At 71.2% G+C, this 16884-nt stretch carries 16 protein-coding genes and 1 pseudogene; 12 read left to right on the plus strand and 5 right to left on the minus strand.

Features of this window, described 5'->3' with window-relative positions; genetic code table 11:
- Window positions 1-24: 24 nt before the first annotated feature.
- From ACX25U_RS21410 to ACX25U_RS21420, 3 genes are all read left to right on the plus strand, one after another.
- Window positions 25-1329, plus strand: coding sequence for a ubiquitin-like domain-containing protein (locus ACX25U_RS21410; RefSeq protein ID WP_454382353.1), 1305 nt, complete (start codon window positions 25-27; stop codon window positions 1327-1329).
- Window positions 1330-1533: 204 nt separating this feature from the next.
- Window positions 1534-2442 carry a 16S rRNA (adenine(1518)-N(6)/adenine(1519)-N(6))-dimethyltransferase RsmA gene (gene rsmA, locus ACX25U_RS21415; RefSeq protein ID WP_454382355.1) on the plus strand — a complete coding sequence of 303 codons (909 nt, stop codon included), beginning with the start codon at window positions 1534-1536 and terminating at the stop codon, window positions 2440-2442.
- Window positions 2439-3332 carry a 4-(cytidine 5'-diphospho)-2-C-methyl-D-erythritol kinase gene (locus ACX25U_RS21420; protein ID WP_454382356.1) on the plus strand — a complete coding sequence of 298 codons (894 nt, stop codon included), beginning with the start codon at window positions 2439-2441 and terminating at the stop codon, window positions 3330-3332. Before rsmA ends, ACX25U_RS21420 begins: the two co-directional genes overlap by 4 nt.
- A 16-nt stretch (window positions 3333-3348) precedes the next feature.
- Here ACX25U_RS21420 and ACX25U_RS21425 read toward each other — a convergent pair whose 3' ends face one another.
- Complete coding sequence (locus ACX25U_RS21425; RefSeq protein WP_454382357.1) at window positions 3349-3942, minus strand: Uma2 family endonuclease; 594 nt, start codon at window positions 3940-3942, stop codon at window positions 3349-3351.
- A 157-nt stretch (window positions 3943-4099) separates the two neighbouring features.
- On the opposite strand from ACX25U_RS21425, the gene ACX25U_RS21430 reads away from it, so the two are divergent.
- The 7 genes from ACX25U_RS21430 (at window position 4100) to galK (ending at window position 14286) form a co-directional block, all read left to right on the plus strand.
- Entirely contained in the window at window positions 4100-5923 is a 1824-nt protein-coding gene (locus ACX25U_RS21430) for an ABC-F family ATP-binding cassette domain-containing protein (RefSeq protein WP_454382359.1), read from the plus strand.
- A gap of 232 nt (window positions 5924-6155) precedes the next feature.
- Window positions 6156-8066, plus strand: a complete 1911-nt coding sequence (locus ACX25U_RS21435) for an outer membrane protein assembly factor BamB family protein (protein WP_454382360.1) — start codon at window positions 6156-6158, stop codon at window positions 8064-8066.
- Between the two features lie 100 nt (window positions 8067-8166).
- Entirely contained in the window at window positions 8167-10062 is a 1896-nt protein-coding gene (locus tag ACX25U_RS21440; protein WP_454382361.1) for an outer membrane protein assembly factor BamB family protein, read from the plus strand.
- A gap of 182 nt (window positions 10063-10244) precedes the next feature.
- Window positions 10245-10916 (plus strand): helix-turn-helix transcriptional regulator, encoded by a 672-nt coding sequence (locus ACX25U_RS21445; RefSeq protein WP_454382363.1) that lies wholly within the window; start codon window positions 10245-10247, stop codon window positions 10914-10916.
- 164 nt (window positions 10917-11080) lie between these two features.
- Entirely contained in the window at window positions 11081-12166 is a 1086-nt protein-coding gene (gene galT / locus ACX25U_RS21450; RefSeq protein ID WP_454382364.1) for a galactose-1-phosphate uridylyltransferase, read from the plus strand.
- Window positions 12163-13131, plus strand: a complete 969-nt coding sequence (galE, locus tag ACX25U_RS21455) for a UDP-glucose 4-epimerase GalE (protein WP_454382365.1) — start codon at window positions 12163-12165, stop codon at window positions 13129-13131. The genes galT and galE overlap by 4 nt, the downstream gene beginning before the upstream one ends.
- Window positions 13132-14286: a galactokinase gene (gene galK, locus ACX25U_RS21460; protein WP_454382366.1), complete on the plus strand. Its 1155-nt coding sequence runs from the start codon at window positions 13132-13134 to the stop codon at window positions 14284-14286.
- Between the two features lie 92 nt (window positions 14287-14378).
- Here galK and ACX25U_RS21465 read toward each other — a convergent pair whose 3' ends face one another.
- Complete coding sequence (locus tag ACX25U_RS21465; RefSeq protein ID WP_454394414.1) at window positions 14379-14741, minus strand: aldehyde dehydrogenase family protein; 363 nt, start codon at window positions 14739-14741, stop codon at window positions 14379-14381.
- Between ACX25U_RS21465 and ACX25U_RS21470 the strand changes: the two are divergent.
- Both ACX25U_RS21470 and ACX25U_RS21475 read left to right on the plus strand, forming a co-directional pair.
- Window positions 14733-14903 (plus strand): annotated as a pseudogene (locus ACX25U_RS21470) (aldehyde dehydrogenase family protein); the annotation flags it as partial. The gene ACX25U_RS21465 and the pseudogene ACX25U_RS21470 sit on opposite strands and share 9 nt — an antisense overlap.
- Window positions 14904-14990: 87 nt before the next feature.
- Entirely contained in the window at window positions 14991-15146 is a 156-nt protein-coding gene (locus ACX25U_RS21475) for a hypothetical protein (protein ID WP_458633778.1), read from the plus strand.
- 110 nt (window positions 15147-15256) lie between these two features.
- On the opposite strand, the gene ACX25U_RS21480 is transcribed toward ACX25U_RS21475, so the two are convergent.
- The 3 genes from ACX25U_RS21480 to ACX25U_RS21490 are packed head-to-tail and all read right to left on the minus strand — an operon-like array spanning window position 15257 to window position 16587.
- Window positions 15257-15484 (minus strand): hypothetical protein, encoded by a 228-nt coding sequence (locus ACX25U_RS21480; protein ID WP_454382367.1) that lies wholly within the window; start codon window positions 15482-15484, stop codon window positions 15257-15259.
- Window positions 15485-15531: 47 nt separating this feature from the next.
- Window positions 15532-15783, minus strand: a complete 252-nt coding sequence (locus ACX25U_RS21485; RefSeq protein ID WP_454382368.1) for a DUF397 domain-containing protein — start codon at window positions 15781-15783, stop codon at window positions 15532-15534.
- Between the two features lie 42 nt (window positions 15784-15825).
- Window positions 15826-16587, minus strand: a complete 762-nt coding sequence (locus tag ACX25U_RS21490) for a GntR family transcriptional regulator (RefSeq protein ID WP_454382369.1) — start codon at window positions 16585-16587, stop codon at window positions 15826-15828.
- Between the last annotated feature and the right edge of the window lie 297 nt (window positions 16588-16884).

Genomic DNA, 16884 nt, shown 5'->3' on the forward strand with positions numbered 1-16884 from the left:
GTCCCTCCGCTAGGTTCTGACGCCGTGAAGAACTCGCCGTACGAGACCCACGAGCCATACGTGGGCGTCGGTGCCCCCCACGACGTGCACACCGCACCGACGCTGCCGTACGGGGCTCACGGGTCGCCGTACGTCGGCACCCACCGCCCCGTTGCCCACGAGCCCACCCAGCCGGTGCTGCCCCGCCAGGTGGGCAGGGGCGGCCGGCGGCGCAGGGCGCGGCACGCGGAGGGGCCGGAGGCGAGCGTGCGCCGGCTGCTGCCGCGCGCGCTGATCGTCGCGTTCCTGGCGGGCGGGACCACGGCGTTCGTCGCCAAGGACAAGGCGATCGAGCTCGACGTCGACGGCCACAGACGCACCCTGCACACCTTCGCCGACGACGTGTCCGAGCTGCTGGCCGACGAGGGCGTACGGGTCGGGCCGTACGACGTGGTGGCACCCGCCCCCGGCACGGCGCTCACCGACGGCGACGAGATCGCCGTGCACCACGGACGGCCGGTCCGGCTCACGCTCGACGGGCACGCGCACGAGGTGTGGACGACGGCGCGCACGGTGGAGGGGGTGCTCAGCGAGCTGGGCGTGCGCGCGGAGGGCGCGTACTTGTCGGCCTCGCGCTCCCGGCCCATCGGACGCGCCGGGCTCGCGCTCGACGTGCGCACCGAGCGCTCGGTGACCGTCATGGCGGACGGCCGGGCACGCACCGTCCGCACCAACGCGGCGACCGTGCGGGAGGCGGTGGAGGCGGCCGGGATCACGCTGCGGGGCCAGGACACCACGTCCGTGGCGCCGGACAGCTTCCCGCGCGACGGGCAGACGGTCACCGTGCTGCGGATCACCGGGAGCCGGGAGGTGCACGAGGAACCCATCCCCTTCGCCGTACGGCGCACCGCCGACCCCTCCCTGTTCAAGGGGACGGAGGTCGTCGAGCGGGCCGGGGAGCCGGGGGTGCGCCGGGTCACGTACGCGCTGCGCACGGTCAACGGCGTGCGGCAGCGGCCGCGGCGCCTGGAGTCCGAGGTGGTGCGCGAGCCGCGCACCCGGATCGTGAAGGTCGGCACCAAGGCCCACCCGCCGTCCGTGCGAGGCGCCGACGGCCTGAACTGGGAGGCTCTGGCCCGGTGCGAGTCCGGCGGCCGGCCGGACGCGGTGGACTCCTCGGGGACGTACGGCGGCCTCTACCAGGTCGACACGGAAACCTGGCACAACCTCGGCGGCAAGGGCCGCCCCCAGGACGCGTCGGCGGAAGAACAGACCTACCGGGCCAAGAAGCTGTACGTACGCCGAGGCGCGAGCCCGTGGCCCCACTGCGGCGACCGACTGCATGCCTAGTGCTGCGACCGGAAGGGTTCACCGGCTCGCGACGCCCGGCACGGCACCTCGCCGCGTTGTCGCATCACCCGAGTACATCCAGTACGCGGGTGATGCTCCGCCTTGCGATGCACCGCACCGGACGCCGCGAGCTTTCCGGCAAACCTTTCCGGTCACTAGCCGGCATGGCAACCACGTCACCCGCACCCCCGTACCCTTGTGGCCGTGAGCAGCCCCACCCCCGACGCCCTCCTGGGCCCCGCCGACATCCGCGAACTGGCGGCAGCCCTGGGCGTGCGCCCCACCAAACAGCGCGGCCAGAACTTCGTGATCGACGCGAACACGGTCCGCCGTATCGTCCGTACCGCCGACGTCCACCCCGAGGACGTGGTCGTCGAGGTCGGCCCGGGGCTCGGCTCCCTCACCCTCGCCCTGCTGGAGGCCGCCGACCGCGTCACCGCCGTCGAGATCGACGACGTACTCGCCGCCGCGCTGCCCACGACCATCGCCGCCCGCATGCCGGACCGCGCCGGCCGTTTCGCGCTGGTCCACTCCGACGCCATGCACGTCACCGAGTTGCCGGGCCCGGCCCCCACCGCCCTGGTCGCGAACCTCCCCTACAACGTGGCCGTCCCGGTCCTGCTGCACATGCTCGACACCTTCCCGAGCATCGAGCGCACCCTCGTCATGGTGCAGTCGGAGGTCGCCGACCGGCTCGCGGCAGCGCCCGGCTCGAAGGTGTACGGCGTGCCCTCCGTGAAGGCCAACTGGTACGCCGAGGTCAAGCGGGCCGGTGCCATCGGCCGCAACGTCTTCTGGCCCGCGCCGAACGTCGACAGCGGGCTGGTGTCCCTGGTCCGGCGCACGGAACCGATCAAGACCACCGCCACCAAGGGCGAGGTCTTCGCCGTCGTCGACGCGGCCTTCGCCCAGCGCCGCAAGACCCTGCGGGCCGCGCTCGCCGGATGGGCCGGGTCGGCCGCGGCAGCGGAGGCGGCACTCGTCGCCGCCGGGGTGTCGCCGCAGGCGCGGGGCGAGTCGCTGACCGTCGAGGAGTTCGCCCGTATCGCCGAAGCCGCATCACTGCGGGAGACGACCCCCGCACCCCCGAAAGAGGAGCCCGGCAACCAGTGAGCGTCACCGTCCGCGTCCCGGCCAAGGTCAATGTCCAGCTCGCCGTGGGCGCCGCCCGTCCCGACGGGTTCCACGACCTGGCGAACGTCTTCCTGGCGGTCGGCCTGTACGACGAGGTCACGGTCACCGAGGCCGACGAGCTGCGCGTGACCTGCGCGGGCCCGGACGCCGGCCAGGTCCCCCTGGACCGTACGAACCTCGCCGCCCGCGCGGCCCTCGTCCTCGCCGAGCGCTACGGTCACCGCCCCGACGTCCACCTCCACATCGCCAAGGACATCCCGGTCGCCGGCGGCATGGCGGGCGGCAGCGCGGACGGCGCGGGCGCGCTGGTGGCCTGTGACGCACTGTGGGGCACGAACGCCTCGCGTGACGAACTGCTGGACATCTGCGCCGAGTTGGGCAGCGACGTACCGTTCAGCCTGGTCGGCGGGGCGGCGCTGGGCACCGGGCGCGGGGAGAAACTCCGTCCGCTGGAGGTCGGCGGCACCTTCCACTGGGTGTTCGCGATGGCCGACGGCGGGCTGTCCACCCCGGCGGTGTTCCGCGAGTTCGACCGGCTGAACGAGGGCGTACGGATCCCTGAGCCGGTCGCCTCCGACGACCTGCTGGCCGCCCTGGCGAAGGGCGACGCCCACGCGCTCGCGGGCGCCCTCTCCAACGACCTCCAGCCCGCCGCGCTGTCCCTGCGCCCGTCCCTCGCGGACACCCTCGCGGCGGGCCGTGGGGCGGGGGCTCTGGCCGAGCTGGTCTCCGGGTCGGGGCCGACGACGGCGTTCCTGGCCCCCGACGCGGAGACGGCGACCGCGGTGGCGGAGGCGCTGCTCGCCTCGGGGACCTGCCGGGCCGCCCGGGTCGCCGAGTCTCCGGCGCCCGGGGCGACGGTGGTGTGAGGGACGGGCGTGGGCGTTACAGCTCGTTGATCACGGTGAGGTCGATGTCGATGTCGTATGGCGCGGAGACCTTGACACGGTCGCGGTGCATGCCCATGTGAACGTACGCGTGAGTGAGCGGGTCGAGTTCGTAGACGTGGACGAGTGGGCTGCGGCCGCTTCCGTCACGCTCGACGCGCCAGAAGTTGGGGATGCCGGCGGCGGCGTACTTCTGCGGCTTGGTCGTACGGTCGCGGGACTCCGAGTCCGGTGACACCACCTCGACGGCCAGCAGCACGTCCAGCGCCTGGTAGCTCGTCTGATCCGGTCCGCTGACCGCATCGGCCAGGACCACGCTCACATCGGGCTCCGGGCCGTTGCGCCGGTCGAGGACAATGGTCATTTCCCGCTTCACTTTGAACTTCTTCGGAACGCTTCGCCGGAGGCCGCTGACCAGCAGGTCGATCACGTCTGCGTGGAAATTGCGTTGCGGACTCACGATGACGAGGCTCCCGTCGATCAGCTCGGTGTGCGGCGGGAGATCGGGCAGTGTGAACAGGTCGTCCACGGTGTAACCGTCCTTGGGCGGCACGTGCCACTGGCTGTGCTGCGTCACGGACTCGGCGGTCATGGTTCCTCCCATGGACGGGATCCTGCTGCCTGCCCTCCACGGTAGCGGCCCGTTCCCGATCATGTCATCACAAAGAGTGACCCTCCCCTCGCGCGCCGCCCCCGCCTCCGCAGGCCCTACGCTTGAAGGCTGACCGACCCCCGCGCACAGGAGTGAAATGGCCGTCAACCTGGTCAATGTCGAGAACGTCAGCAAGGTGTACGGCACCCGTGCCCTGCTCGACGGTGTCTCGCTCGGCGTGTCCGAAGGAGACCGGATCGGGGTCGTCGGACGCAACGGTGACGGCAAGACCACGCTGATCCGGATGCTGGCCAAGCTGGAGGAGGCCGACACCGGGCGGGTCACGCACTCGGGCGGGCTGCGGCTCGGGGTGCTCACGCAGCACGACTCGCTCGACCCCCGGGCGACCGTGCGGCACGAGGTCATCGGGGACCTGGCCGACCACGAGTGGGCGGGCAACGCCAAGATCCGCGACGTACTGACCGGGCTGTTCGGCGGGCTGGACCTGCCCGGGTTCCCCAAGGGACTGGACACCGTCATCGGACCGCTGTCCGGCGGCGAGCGGCGACGGATCGCGCTGGCCAAGCTGCTCATCGACGAGCAGGACCTGATCGTCCTGGACGAGCCCACCAACCACCTCGACGTCGAGGGCATCTCCTGGCTCGCCCAGCACCTGCGCGCCCGGCGTTCGGCGCTGGTGTGCGTCACCCACGACCGGTGGTTCCTGGACCAGGTGTGCACGCGCATGTGGGACGTGCAGCGCGGGACCGTGCACGAGTACGAGGGCGGCTACTCCGACTACGTCTTCGCCCGCGCCGAGCGTGAGCGCATCGCCGCCACCGAGGAGGTCAAGCGGCAGAACCTGGTCCGCAAGGAGCTGGCCTGGCTGCGCCGCGGCGCCCCCGCCCGTACGTCCAAGCCGCGCTTCCGCGTGGAGGCCGCCAACGAGCTGATCAAGGACGTTCCGCCGCCGCGGGACAGCAGCGAGCTGATGAAGTTCGCCTCCTCGCGGCTGGGCAGGACCGTCTTCGACCTCGAGGACGTCACCGTGCAGGCCGGGCCCAAGGTGCTGCTCAAGCACGTGAACTGGCAGCTCGGGCCGGGCGACCGGGTCGGTCTCGTCGGCGTCAACGGCGCGGGCAAGACCTCCTTGCTGCGGGCCATGGCCGAGGCCGCGCGGACGCAGGGCGAGGAGCAGCCCGCGGGCGGCCGGGTCGCCGTGGGGAAGACCGTGAGGCTGGCCTACCTGTCCCAGGAGGTCGCCGAACTCGACCCGAACTGGCGGGTGCTGGAGGCCGTGCAGCGGGTGCGCGAGCGCGTCGACCTCGGCAAGGGGCGGGAGATGACCGCCGGGCAGCTGTGCGAGACGTTCGGCTTCGGCAAGGAGAAGCAGTGGACGCCGGTGGGCGACCTGTCCGGCGGTGAGCGGCGGCGGCTGCAGCTGCTGCGCCTGCTCATGGACGAACCCAACGTCCTCTTCCTCGACGAGCCCACCAACGACCTCGACATCGAGACCCTCACCCAGCTCGAGGACGTCCTCGACGGCTGGCCCGGCTCGATGATCGTCATCTCCCACGACCGGTTCTTCGTCGAGCGCACCACCGACACGGTGTACGCCCTCCTCGGCGACGGCACGCTGCGGATGCTGCCGCGCGGCATCGACGAGTACCTGGAGCGGCGGCAGCGGATGGAGCAGCAGGCCGCGGCCGCCGCCCCGGCCCCGGCGCCCGCCGCCGAGAAGGACGTGCCGGAGAAGAGCGCCGCCGAACTGCGCGCCGCCAAGAAGGAACTGCAGAAGATCGAACGGCAGCTGGACCGGATCTCCGAGAAGGAGACCGCGCTGCACGCGCGGATCGCCGAGCACGCCACCGACTTCTCGAAGGTCGCCGAACTCGACGCCGAGCTGCGTGCGCTGACGGGCGAGCGGGAGGAGCTGGAGATGCGCTGGCTCGAACTCGCCGAGGACGCCCAGGGCGTGTGAAGGGGGGCGTGTGAACGCGGGCGCGTGCGCCGTGTGAAGGGGGCGTGAAGGCGCATAACGAGCGCGTCACGGGCCGGTCCTCCCTTGGGAACAGGGGTCCACGCGGGCCGGTGGACTGTCATGGGCGGGTGATAGGAAGGAGCTGCCCGTGACATTTCCGAGTACGGCTCTGGGCCCATCGCGTGCCTCAGGGCGTGGCTAAAAATCAGTGGATTGAGGGGGAACGGCGCTGATGACTCAGCCGCCCAACCAGCCGCCGCAGGGCGGCTTCGGAGCACCGCAGGACCAGCCGCCGCAGCCGCAGCAACCACCGCAGCAGCCGCAGGCCGGTGGTTTCGGGCCGCCGCCCCCGCAGAGCCCGCCCGCCCAGGGCGGCTTCGGCGCCCCCCGGAACCCGGGCCAGGCCACGCCCCCGCCCCCGGCCCAGCCGCCGCAGACCCCGCCCGCGGGGCCCCCGCAGCCCCAGCCCGGCTACGGCTACCCGCAACAGCCCGGCCCCTACGCCCAGCCGGGACCGTACGGCGCCCCCGCCGCCCCCGGCCCCTACGGCGCCCCCGCCGCCCCCGGCCCCTACGGCGCCCCCGCCGCGCCCGGTCCCTACGGGCAGCCGCAGCAGCCGGGACCGTACGGGCCGCAGCCCGGCTACGGCTACCCGCAGCCGCAGTTCCCGGGCGCGCCCGGCACCCCGCCGCCCGGCGGCTCCCGCAACCCGTTCAAGGGCAAGCCGGCCGTCGTCGTCGGCGCCGCGGTGGCCGCCCTGCTCGTGGTCGGCGGCACCGTGTGGGCCGTCACCGGCAGCGGCGACGGCGAGAAGAAGCCGGTCGCCGGGAAGAGTGACGGCTCCAGGCCCTCGGGGCCCGCCGTCTCCGGTGCCCCCGTCGACCCCGGCGACGGCGGCGGCGACGGTGACACGGACCCGGAGGACCTCAACGCGGGCCGCCAGGCCGGCGAGGCCAAGGTGCTCTGGTACAAGGAGGCGCCCGAGGCACCCGGTTCCGGCGCCGACGCCCCCGGCATGTGGATCACCGGCAAGGCGGCGGTGAAGGCGGCGTACAAGCAGGTCTTCGCCTACAACGTCGGTGACGGCAGGCCCACCTGGGAGCCGGTCGCCCTCCCGGAGAAGATCTGCGCGGTGACGCCGCAGAAGACCGCCGACGACAAGGTCGTCGTGGCCTACATGAGCGGCAGCAGCGACCGCGCCAAGTGCAACCGGATCCAGCAGCTCGACCTGAACACCGGCAAGAAGGGCTGGAGCGCCGAGGTCCCCGAGGGTGGGCTGTTCGACATCTCGTCCGACGTCACGCTGAGCGTGACCGGCAAGACCCTGATGGTGGGCCGTTCGCAGTCGGGCACGGCGTACGACATCGACAGCGGCAGGAAGCTCTACGTCAAGCAGCGCTACGGCCAGGCCTGCTTCCCCGGCGCCTTCGCCGGCGGTGCCCGGCTGATCTCGGTCTCGTCCTGCGCCGTCGGCGCGCCGAACGCGCACGACGAGGTGCAGGAGCTCGACCCGGCCACCGGCAAGGTCAAGTGGACCAAGCAGATCCCCAAGGACTGGGAGGTCCAGCGCGTCTTCTCCGTCGACCCGGTGGTCCTCTACTCGACGGACAAGGACCGGAAGCACTGGAACATCTCGACGCTGAACAGCGGTGGTTCCATCCGCTCCCAGGTCGACTCCAAGGCGACCTTCGACCCTCGGTGCGGCTTGTTGGTCTCCCTGACACGCACCATGCAGAGCTGCAAGGGGGTCGTGTCCGACGCCGACACCCTCTACCTGCCCACCAAGGCCGCCACCGGTCCCAACGAGATCGTCGCGATCAGCCTGGCCACCGGCAAGGAGAAGTGGCGCGTGAAGTCCCCGACGAACACCTCGATGATGCCGCTCAGGGTGGAGAACGGGCAGCTCATCGCGTACGCCGAGGCGTGGTACGACGCCGGCGGCCAGATCGTGTCCGTGCCGACGACCGGCTCGGACCACACCCCGGTGAAGCTGCTGCAGAACCCGGAGGGCACCGTGAGCATCGAGAGCGGCTTCTTCTCCAAGGACGTCGACTGGGTCGACGGACGCTTCTACATCTCCACCACCCGGCTGAGCGGGAGGAGCGACAGCAAGGAGAAGTTGATGCTCGCCTACGGCAAGTGAGCCGGGCCGGCCGCCCCGTGCGGCCGGCGCCCGCGCGCCGTTCCGGCCACCCGGCTTCCCGGTCCCGCCGTCGTTTCCGTACCCCCGAGGTGTCCCCGTCATGACCCAGCCGCCGCCCAACCAGCCGCCGCAGCAGGGCGGTTTCGGCCCGCCCCAGGACCAGCCGCCCCAGTCCGCGCCTCCCGCGGGCGGCCCGGACCTAGGCAAGTCCCCCCAGCCGGCGCCGGGTTACGGCTACCCGCAGATCCCCCAGCCGCCGCAGGGCACCCCGCAGACGCCTCCGGCCCCTCCGGCGGGCCCGCCGCAGCCCCCGCCCGGCTACGGCTACCCGCAGGCACCCCAGGGACAGCCCGCCCCGCAGCCGCCCCCGGGCTACGGCTACCCCGCTCAGCAGCCGAACCCGTACGCCCAGCCCTACGCCCCGCAGCCGGGCCCGTACGGCGCCCCGGCCGTCCCCGGCCCCTACGGGCAGCCGCAGCAGCCGGGCCCGTACGGCGCCCCGCAGCCCGGCTACGGCCATCCCGGCCAGCCGCCGACCATGCCGATACCTCCTCAGGCCGGACAGCCGGGCGGCGGCCGCAAGGGCAACGCCCAGCTGGCGATCATCGTCTCGGCCGTCGTCGCGATCGCACTCATCATCGGCGCCGGCGTCTGGTACTCGAAGTCGTCCGGCGGCGACGGCAAGCAGGACACCGCGAGTTCCAGTGGCGGCACCGGCGGCAAGGACGGCGGCACCACGGCCGGAGGCAAGGAGAAGGTGCCCTCCAACCCCGCCTCCAAGGTCCTCTTCCAGGTGCCGATGCCGGAAGTGACCGACACGGTCTCCACCCCCGGCTCCTGGCTCACCGACAAGGTGTACGCCAAGACCGGTGTCGCCGAGATCGTCGGCTACGACCCCGCCAAGGGCACCAAGCTGTGGACCCTGAAGCTGCCCGGCCCGGTGTGCCAGGTCAGCCGGCACATGACCTCCGACGGCAAGACGGCGATTCTCCACGAGCCCGCCATGCCGACCAAGGCCGAGCCCTACCACGGCTGCAACCAGATCGCGGCGATCGACCTCGGCGCCGGCAAGAAGCTGTGGACGCAGACGGTCAAGTCCGGTGACCAGGTCAGCAGCCTGGACAACGTCACCGTCAGCGCCGGCACGGTCGCCGTGGGCAGCACCAGGGGCGGAGCCGCCTTCGACATCGCCGACGGCAAGGCCCTGTGGCTCCCGAAGCCGGACGACACCTGCTACGACGCCGGCTACGGCGGCGGGGAGAAGCTGGTCGCGGTGCGCAAGTGCGGCCCGTACGACCAGCGTGAACTGCACATCCAGACCATCGACCCGAAGTCCGGGAAGGTGATCTCCGAGTACAAGATGTCGCGGGGCATCGACACCGCGGTGGTCGTCTCGACCAACCCGCTCGTCGTGGCCGCCGAGGTCGGCGACCGCAGCGGCGTCTCGGATCTCTTCTCCGTCGACAACCGGACGGGCAAGCTGCGCACCCGCATCTCGGCGCCCCGCGACAGGTACGCGTTCCGCTGTCAGCGCGTCAACAGCATCGAGTACTGCGCGAACCTCGTGGTCGGCAACGACCGGCTGTACGTGCCCACCGAGGAACACGACGGCACCGGCGAGTACACCAGGACCAACGAGATCGTCGCGTTCGACCTCGGCACCGGCAAGCAGACCGGCCAGCGCGCGGACGCGGGCGACGGCTACCGGATCTACCCGCTGCGCATGGACGGCGGGAACGTCATCGCCTACAAGACCCCGCCCTACGACAAGGGCGGCCAGATCGTGAGCATCGACGGCAGCAGCTTCAAGGCGACCAAGCTGCTGGAGAACCCCTCCGGCGAGGCCGTGCGGAACGTGGAGAGGACCATGTCCCCGGACTACACGGAGATCCTCTACTCCCAGGGCCGCCTCTACATGGCGGACACCTACGCCCGCAAGCCGTCGTCGGGCCTCGGCAGGCAGTACCTGGTGATGGTCCTCGGCACGAACGGCTGACCCCCACAATGACCCTTCATCGAGAGGAATGCCAAAAAGTCCGCCGATCCGGGGCACTTCTCGCCGGTAGGGGCAGCGCGACGTCGAACAAGCGTGTAGCTTCCGGGGCATGAAGGGCGGGTGTGCCGGGGGGCCACTGCCCGTAGGGCTGTGGGCATCCGCTGGGGGGACTGGGGGGCTCGATGGGAGTGCGGCTCATGGTGGTCGACGACCACCGACTGCTCGCCGAGGCGCTGGCCTCGGCGCTGAAGCTGCGCGGACACCGCGTGCTGGCCGCCGCGGCGCCGGCCGCGGGCGCGGCCGACGTCGTGATCAGCCGCGCGCCGGAGGTGTGCCTGCTCGGTACGGCGACGCCGGCCGAGCCGGGCACGTTCGACCCGGTGGTGAAGATCAAGCGGGAGCGTCCCCAGGTCGCGGTGGTCGTCCTGGGGCCGGTCCCGTCCCCGCGCGGCATCGCGGCCGCCTTCGCCGCGGGCGCCTCGGGCTACGTACGCCATGACGAGCGCATCGAGGGCGTCGAGCGGGCGATCATCAAGGCCAGGGCGGGCGAGGCGGCGATCTCCCCGCAACTGCTCCAGGGCGCCTTCAGTGAGTTGCTGAACCCCACCGCCCAGCCGGACGACGAGGGCCAACGCCTCCTTCAGATGCTCACCCCGCGCGAGGTGGAGGTCCTGGTCCGCGTCGCCGAGGGCGAGGACACCCGCCTGATCGCGGCCGGCATGGGCATCGCCCCCAGCACGGCCCGCACCCACGTCCAACGCGTTCTGATGAAACTGGGCGTGGGCTCCCGCCTCGAAGCAGCGGCCCTGGCCGCCCGCACGGGCCTGCTGGACCAGGCGCCCCGCCCGATGTAGCCGCGGCAACCCCCGTCACCGGTCAAGCGATCGCACATCACTCACCGCGCCCTGCTCCGTCGCACCCATCGATGGTCGGTTGTGATGTGTTATGTTTGATTGTGTTGGGTGGGTGATGGGGTGCTGACGGGTGCGGGCCCGAGGCCCAGGTAGGGAGTCCGACAGTGAAGAAGACCTCGACCCGGCTGGCCGACGGTCGTGAGCTCATCTACTACGACCTGCGGGACGGCACCGTGCGCGGCGCGGCCGACCGGCGCCCGCCGGCGCGCACGGTCACCACCTCCGAGATACGCCGGGACGTCCTGCTCGGCGACGCGGTCGCCGTCGCCTCCCACCGCCAGGGCCGCACCTACCACCCGCCCGCCGACGAGTGCCCCCTGTGCCCGTCCCGGGACGGGAGGTTGAGCGAGATCCCCGACTCCTCGTACGACGTGGTGGTCTTCGAGAACCGTTTCCCGTCACTGGCCGGCGACTCGGGCCGCTGCGAGGTCGTCTGCTTCACCTCCGACCACGACGCCTCCTTCGCCGACCTGAGCGAGGAGCAGGCACGGCTGGTGCTGGACGCCTGGACGGACCGCACGGCGGAGCTGTCGCACCTGCCGTCCGTCGAGCAGGTGTTCTGTTTCGAGAACCGCGGGCCCGAGATCGGCGTGACCCTGGGGCACCCGCACGGCCAGATCTACGCCTACCCCTTCACCACCCCGCGCACGGCGCTGATGCTGCGCTCACTGGCGGCCCACAAGGAGGCCACCGGCGGCGAGAACCTCTTCGACGCCGTCCTGGAGCGCGAACTCGCCGGCGAGCGGGTCGTCCTCGAGGGCGAACACTGGGTGGCCTTCGTGCCGTACGCGGCGCACTGGCCCTACGAGGTCCACCTGTACCCCAGGCGCCGCGTCCCCGACCTGCTCGCGCTCGACGAGGCGGCGCGCACGGAGTTCCCCCAGGTGTATCTGGAACTGTTGAGACGCTTCGACCGGATCTTCGATGGGCGGGATGGAGGGGAGAACTCCGCGGGTGGGCCTCCCACGCCGTACATCGCGGCCTGGCACCAGGCCCCGTTCGGCGCGCTGGAGGAGTTCGACGGTGTGACGCGCGACGACTTCGCGCTGCATGTCGAGCTTTTCACCATCCGCCGCACTTCCGGCAAGCTGAAGTTCCTCGCCGGTTCCGAATCCGGTATGAGCGTGTTCATCAACGACGTGCCGCCCGAGCGCGCGGCCGAGCGACTACGAGAGGTAGCGAGTTCATGAGCGGGAAATACCTGGTGACGGGCGGCGCGGGCTACGTCGGCAGCGTGGTCGCCCAGCATCTGCTGGAGGCCGGCCACGAGGTCGTCGTGCTCGACAACCTCTCCACGGGCTTCCGCGAGGGCGTGCCGGCCGGCGCCTCCTTCGTCGAGGGCGACATCCGCGACGCCGCCAAATGGGTGGACTCCAGCTTCGACGCGGTGCTGCACTTCGCCGCCTTCTCCCAGGTGGGCGAGTCGGTGGTGAAGCCGGAGAAGTACTGGGAGAACAACGTCGGCGGCACGATGGCCCTGCTCGCCGCCATGCGCGAGGCCGGCGTGCGCAAGCTGGTCTTCTCGTCCACGGCGGCCACGTACGGCGAACCGGAGCAGGTCCCGATCGTCGAGACCGCCCCGACCCGGCCCACCAACCCCTACGGCGCCTCCAAGCTCGCCGTCGACCACATGATCACCGGCGAGGCGGCGGCCCACGGCCTGGGCGCGGTCTCGCTGCGCTACTTCAACGTGGCCGGCGCCTACGGGACGCACGGCGAGCGCCACGACCCCGAGTCGCACCTGATCCCCCTGGTCCTGCAGGTCGCGCAGGGCCGCCGGGACGCGATCTCCGTCTTCGGCGACGACTACCCGACCCCGGACGGCACCTGCGTACGCGACTACATCCACGTCGCGGACCTGGCCGAGGCCCACCTCCTCGCCCTGAAGGCGGCCGCCCCGGGCGAGCACCTGATCTGCAACCTCGGCAACGGCAACGGCTTCTCCGTCCGCGAGGTCGTCGAGACCGTCCGGCAGGTCACCGGCCACCCCGTACCCGAGGTCGTGGCCCCGCGCCGGGCCGGCGACCCGGCGGTCCTGGTCGCCTCGGCCGCCGCCGCCCGCGACAAGCTCGGCTGGAACCCGTCCCGCGCGGACCTCGCGGGTATCGTCGCGGACGCCTGGGAGTTCGCGCAGCACATCGCAAGGGAGAGGTAAGTGGGGGCACTTGAGGTCCGGGAAGGCTTCACCGAGCTGTACGGCGCCGCACCGGAAGGGGTCTGGGCGGCGCCGGGCCGCGTCAACCTCATCGGCGAGCACACCGACTACAACGACGGCTTCGTGATGCCCTTCGCGCTGCCGTACGTCACCCTCGCCGCGGTCGCGCGCCGCGCGGACGGCGTGCTGCGCCTGCACTCGGCGGACGCGCCGGGAACGCCCGTGGAACTACGGGTCGCCGACCTGACCCCCGAGTCCGACCGGAACTGGACCGCCTACCCCGCGGGCGTGGTCTGGGCCCTGCGCGAGGCGGGCCACGAGGTGACGGGCGCGGACGTCCACCTGACGTCGACGGTCCCCACGGGCGCCGGCCTGTCCTCCTCCGCGGCCCTGGAGGTCGTGGTCGCCCTGGCCCTCAACGACCTCTACGACCTGGGCCTGAAGGGCTGGCAGCTGGCCCGCCTGTGCCAGCGCGCCGAGAACGTCTACGTCGGCGCCCCCACCGGCATCATGGACCAGACGGCCTCCGCCTGCTGCGAGCCGGGCCACGCCCTGTTCCTCGACACCCGCGACCTGTCCCAGCGCCAGATCCCCTTCGACCTGGCGGCCGAGGGCCTGCGCCTGCTGGTCGTCGACACCCGGGTCGAGCACGCCCACAGCGACGGCGAGTACGGCAACCGCCGCACCGGCTGCGAGAAGGGCGCGGCCCTGCTGGGCGTGGACGCCCTGCGGGACATCCCCTACGCGGACCTGGACGCGGTGCTGCAGCGCCTGACGTCCGACGAGGAAGTGACCCGCCTGGTCCGCCACGTGGTGACGGAGAACGCCCGCGTCGAACGCGTCGTCTCCCACCTGGAATCAGGCGACCTGAGGTCCATCGGCCCGATCCTCACCGAGGGCCACGCCTCCCTGCGCGACGACTTCCGCGTCTCCTGCCCGGAGCTGGACCTGGTGGTCGACACGGCCCTCGCCTCCGGCGCCCTGGGCGCCCGCATGACGGGCGGCGGCTTCGGCGGCTCGGCGATCGCCCTGGCGGAGGAGAGGGACATCCCCGCCCTCACCAAGGCGATGGAAGAAGCCTTCGCCACGGCGGGCCACACGGCCCCGCGCGTGTTCGAGGCGGTGCCATCGGCGGGAGCGCGGCGGCTGGACTGACCGGCATACGTCTCAGCGATGTGCTCAGGGCCGCCCTCACTGATTCGGCGCAACAGCCCGGTGCAGCCGCTACCGGCGGCGGGCACGTGCGCTCAAAAGGGGAAGGTTCGCTTCGTGTCACGGGCGGTGACCCACTGCAGCTCGGTGAAGTCCTCGACCGCGAACCCGACACCGAAGCGGCCCCAACCGCTGTTCTTGGTTCCACCGAAAGGCATGTGGGGCTCGTCGTTGACATGGATGATGCCGGCGGTGATCCTGCGGGCGACCTCAAGGCCCTGGACGGAATCAGCCGCAAGGACGGCCGCGGTAAGTCCGAAGCCGGAAGCGTTGGCGCGCTCGACGGCCTCGTCGCGATCATTGACCACGGTGAGGACCACAACGGGACCGAAGGTTTCGTCGAAGGCCAGCTCGATGTCGTCGGGTACACCAGTCAACACGGTCGCCGGGTAGTGCACATCAACGACCAGACGGTGAACGACGAAGCGGTGGCACCGTTCGGAGGAGTGAAGGCATCGGGTACGGGCTCCCGCTTCGGCGGGGCCACCGCGAACATCGAGGCCTTCACCGAGACCCGCTGGATCACCATGCGCGGCACCACCGCGCGCTACCCCTTCTGACTGATACGCCTTGCTCCGACCGGGGCGCCTCGTCCGGGGCCCCGGCCGGACCAAGCATCGCCGGCTCCTGCAGACGCCATCAGCGTTGTGGGAGCCATCGCGCACGGACTCACCACCGCCGACGCCCAGCACCGCTCCCTGCGGGCGCTGGGGGCGAGGATGACCGACGGCGGCTTCGGCGGGGGCACGACGGCTGGACTGACGTCCGCTGCCGGGGGTGCGGCTGTGGGCCCGGCAGCGTAGCTATGCCATGTCTGTTGTGACGTCAGGTCCGTCTCAAGGTGCCCGAAGTGGCCCCTGCGTCGCACTCGTCGGGATCATGGGTGCCCGACTGCCGGCTATGGGTTCTTGCTTCACTTCCTGTCAGTGTCGGCGGGAAGTGAAGCATCTTTCTGTACCGGGTCTTCGGTTGGGGTGCGGTAACGGCCCATGCTCGCCATGATCAGAATGGTTCCGGCCGGAGCTGCGAGTCCGTAGGCCAGCGGGAAGCTGTCTTTCACCAGGTTGAGCAGGACAAGCAGACCGACGAGGCCGACGACGAGCGCGGGACGTCGGATGATGTGCCGCGCAATGATCTTCAAGCGCCTTCTTCCGCGGGCGTGGGTGAGCCGTTCCCACTCTGACGCTGTCATGTCATCAGCCTAGGATCGCCCCCGTGTGCTTGGTGCCTGGAGCTGCTCGCCGGTCGGATGTCCAGCACCTCAATGAACGCCGTGAAGGCAGCGCGCGATACGGACAGGCTGCCTCGTGTGGGGGCTTTCGAATCGCGGATGGCGGTGGCTCTGCCGTGGAGCGCCACCTCGGCGCACTCGTTGCCCTCCCCTCCGCTGTAGCTGCTCTTGAGCCATGTCGTGCTCGCCATGAGGACAGCTCGTGCCATGTCGTGGTCGGCACGCGAGGGCGGCGGGTGCCTTGGCTCGGTTCAAGGGGACTGATCCACCGCGAACTCGTAGGCCACCTCCCAGCGCACGTCCGGGACCGTGATGTCCGCTGTTTCGACCGGCCGCCCGTCCGTGTCGTAGTACGTCCTCTCGATCTGGAGCACCAGGTCGCCCACGTTGATGCCCAGCAGATTCGCCTGCGTCTGGTTGGCGCGGGAAGGTCGTGGCACTTCGACCGCGCTTTCGATCTGTACGCCGATGGAGCGCATGCGCTCGACCACCCCGGCACCTGCCAGGGGGCCCATCTCCGGCAGAACGATCGGTGTTCCGTCCGTGAGGGCCATCGGTTCCCAGGACTGGGACAGTTGGACGGGCTGTCCGTCGGCCAGGAACTCGTAGCGTGTTGTTACGCAGAGATCCCCGGGGCTGATGGCGAGCCGCTCGGCGATGGCCTCCGGGGCCGGCACGCGGGCCTGACTGTGCGACTCCCATGTGCCGTTCCGGCCCCGTTCCTTCATGTCGGCACGGAAGGGGGACCCGCCTCGGCGTTCCCGATGCCGTGAGCGGACCATGCGCATGCGCTCGCGCGGCTTTCGGACGTACGTGCCCGATCCCGCCCGTCCTTCGAGAAGTCCCTCGACGATCAGACGGTCCATCGCCCGCTGGGTGACGTTGCGGCCGACGCCGTACTCCTCCGCGAGTTGGGCACGAGACGGCAGGCGGGTTCCGACTTCCCACTCTCCCGCGAGGACTCGTACGCGCAGTGCGTCGGCTACTTCGAGATACGGCGCCTCTCGGGGCATGGCGGCCTCCGGTTCCCCTGTCGTGGGGCGATGTTTCCAGCGACGTCGACAAGTTACTGCATCAGGTGAAAGCTACTGGAGTAGAAATACGCATTGTGTTCATACCGCTACAGGAGGCTCCTTTGTGTGCTCCCGATGCGCGGGCGGCTGTGCTGGCCCTCAGGCTCACTGCCGTGACCGGGCACCGGGCGTGGACCGAGGAACTTCCGGATCGAGTCCGTGTCGGCACCATGGTTCCCGCGCGACTCACAGCGGCATGCCGTCGCTCGCTTCTCAAGGTCCTGGCCGACGCCGACC

It is taken from the genome of Streptomyces sp. JNUCC 63, assembly GCF_054366325.1.